3 protein-coding genes and 1 pseudogene are annotated in these 2,885 nt (G+C 58.4%); all 4 read left to right on the forward strand.

The features are described 5' to 3' along the window. Positions 1–360 (forward strand): TIGR03747 family integrating conjugative element membrane protein (locus JHD77_RS31490; protein ID WP_199506557.1); only part of this gene is annotated, 360 nt, incomplete at its 5' end. A 17-nt stretch (positions 361–377) separates the two neighbouring features. Continuing rightward, entirely contained in the window at positions 378–869 is a 492-nt protein-coding gene (locus tag JHD77_RS31495) for a hypothetical protein (RefSeq protein ID WP_003109389.1), read from the forward strand. A gap of 239 nt (positions 870–1,108) precedes the next feature. Continuing rightward, positions 1,109–2,590: a UvrD-helicase domain-containing protein gene (locus tag JHD77_RS31500; RefSeq protein ID WP_042166176.1), complete on the forward strand. Its 1,482-nt coding sequence runs from the start codon at positions 1,109–1,111 to the stop codon at positions 2,588–2,590. A gap of 108 nt (positions 2,591–2,698) precedes the next feature. After that, a pseudogene (locus JHD77_RS31505) lies at positions 2,699–2,885 on the forward strand (hypothetical protein); the annotation flags it as partial.

The raw sequence follows: 2,885 nt of genomic DNA on the forward strand, positions 1-2,885 counted from the left end.
ACCGCCCAGGGTGTCTCCACGCTGCAGAACTACGGCCTGGCCGCGCTGTACACGGTGCTGACATTCGTCGTGCGCCTGGTGATTCTGGTCATGACGATCCCGTTGTTCCTGATGGCCGCGTTCACCGGCCTGGTGGACGGCCTGGTGCGCCGGGACCTGCGCAAGTTCGGCGCCGGCCGGGAGTCCAGCTACCTCTACCACAAGGCGCGCGGCAGCATCATTCCGCTGGCGGTCGTCCCCTGGACCCTCTACCTGGCGATCCCCATCAGCATCAATCCCCTGCTCATCCTACTGCCCTGCGCCGCGCTGCTCGGCGTAGCGGTGTGCATCACAGCATCCACCTTCAAGAAATACCTCTAGTCCTCGAGGAGACGCTCATGGCCCTACCGCTGAAACACCTCTTGCCTTCGCGCGACACGGCTCTACACGCCAGTTGGATCACGCTGACTGTCCTTGTACTGCTGCTTTCAGCGGCTGTACTCATGACGATGGGCAGGCTCAAGGAGGCCGGCACGTATTGGCAAGTTCTCGTTGAAGTCGCCCTGGTATTGCTGTCAGTCCAATGGTTGCTCACCGCAACCTGGGTTCGAGTGGGTACTCGTCGTGGTCCATGGACCAGACAGGCCGTTTTAACTCCGCTCGCCTGGCTCAGCGTGACCTCGGTTCTATACGTCTATGCCGTGGCACAGGTGATAAATCGGTTGATTCCAACAATGGAGACGGTAGCCCCCCACGCTACTACAGGGGCCGCCGAGGGCGCGGCATTTCTCACGCTATGTGCCGGATTCTCACTATGCCTGGCAACTATGACAATGGTCATTACGCACCTTTGCTACCTGTGTATTCGGCACCGGCGCACTATCGGTTGAGCACCTCGAACCAGTGAGTCAACCAAGGCACAGCGTGTGATCTCAACTCACTAGATGAGAACCACGCGACAGCAAAAAGCAGAATCAAAAAGATCAACGCGAAACGCCAAATTTTCATTTCGATGCCTTCAGGGTGACGAACGACAAATGATGCCATGCCCTGACTAGCTCCACAGCCGCAGCCCCTGTTTAACCAGACACTTACCAATCTGGAAGCCCTCGTATCTCCGGAGACACCTATGCAGTGGACTCACGAACAGTCACCGATCATCCAGTCGAAGGCATCGAAGATCCTGGTGCGAGCCTTCGCCGGCACTGGCAAGACCACCACCCTGGTGGGCTTTGCCAAGGCGAACCCTACCCTGAGAATCCTCTATCTTTGCTACAACAGCTCGGTGGAGAAAGCCGCGAAGGGCAAGTTTCCCCGCAACGTAGTGTGCAAGACCGCCCACAGCCTGGCTCATGCGGTGTACGGCATCCAGTACGCCCACAAGAAGACGAAGAACCTGCGTCTTACCGATATCGCCCGCGGACTCGATACCCAAGACTGGGAGTTGGTACGTGACGTGCTGGCCACGCTGAACAACTACATGGCTAGCGCCGACGCGGAACTCGGCCGACCGCACTTCCCGCGCTTCCGCGACAAGGCGTTCCTCACCAGTGCCCAGGAACGCTTCCTCAAGCAGGGCCTGGACATGGCGCGAGTAGTCTGGAGGCGCATGGTAGATCTCCAGGACACCGGCATGCTGATGCCCCATGACGGCTACCTGAAGCTGTATCAACTGAGCAAGCCCGATTTGAGCCAGCGCTTCGACTGCATGCTCTTGGACGAGGGGCAGGACATCAACCCAGTGATCGCGGACATTGCCCATTGGCAGCGCATCAGAATGGCTATCGTCGGCGATCCCCATCAGCAGCTCTACCGGTTCAGGGGCGCAGAAGATGCCCTGAACAGCGACTGGATGGCCGGCGCCGAGGAGCACTACCTGACCCAGAGCTGGCGATTCGGCCCCGCGATCGCACACGTGGCCAACATCATCCTCTCCTACAAGGGCGAAACACGGAAACTTCAAGGACTGGGTTCGCAGACGCTGGTGAAAAAGTCCCTCCCGCCGGACCTTCCTCACCGCACTTTCATTCACCGCACCGTTATCGGCGTCATCGAGAATGCCCTGCAGCTGGTCCGCAATCATCCGGAGCCCAAATTCCACTGGGTAGGCGGTATCGACAGTTACTCGCTGCGCGACCTGGAGGATCTGTACGCATTCAGCCGAGGCCTGCGCCAAAACGTCCAGAACAAGAAACTGCTCCGTGACTACCGCGACTACACCCAGTACGTGGAGATCGCCGAGATCAGCCAGGACGGTGAGATGCTTCGCTCGATCAAGATCATATCGACCTACCCTGATCTGCCTGCGCGGATCATTGAGCTTCGCTCACTGACCCTTGACGATGAGCTGGACGCAACAATCACCCTGACCACCGCACACAAGGCCAAGGGGCTGGAATGGGATTTCGTTTGCCTGTACGACGACTTCAACGCGGACCCGCTGGCCCCCGACACCGACCCAGGCAAGCGCGACGATGAGTTGAACCTGATCTACGTCGCAGTGACCCGCGCGATGAAGATCCTCGCCATCAACAGCCTGGTTCTGTCGATCATGCAGCGGTACGTGGACGAGAGAAAGCTGAAGGAACTGGTGGTCAGTAATAGGGAGTAAAGCGAAACTGCAGAAATCCTCGGTACCCAGTAAGGGTATTTTCGATTGAAGCCCTCCCCCTGCCCCTGAAACGGTGCGGTTTTCCCCGAACCGATCCAGGAGCACACCATGAGCATAAAACAGTCCTTCGAATACCATGTCGAGAACATCGTCATTCCCTACAAAACCCTCACCAAGGGCGTCGCGATGTTCAAACACAAAGAAGACACCTTGGAACCCGACGACCACGCCTTGCTCAACCCTCTGCGCTGGGCCGAGGTCGTGCGTCTGGGCCAGGAAGGCTGGGAGCTGGTGA

It is taken from the genome of Pseudomonas sp. P20 (genome assembly GCF_016463925.1).
Taxonomy (GTDB): Bacteria; Pseudomonadota; Gammaproteobacteria; order Pseudomonadales; family Pseudomonadaceae; genus Pseudomonas; species Pseudomonas aeruginosa.

Bases quoted from the DNA above. Each gene is read 5' to 3' on its own strand.
- JHD77_RS31495 (WP_003109389.1), top strand. From the start codon at position 378: ATGGCCCTACCGCTGAAACACCTCTTGCCTTCGCGCGACACGGCTCTA.
- JHD77_RS31500 (WP_042166176.1), top strand. From the start codon at position 1,109: ATGCAGTGGACTCACGAACAGTCACCGATCATCCAGTCGAAGGCATCG.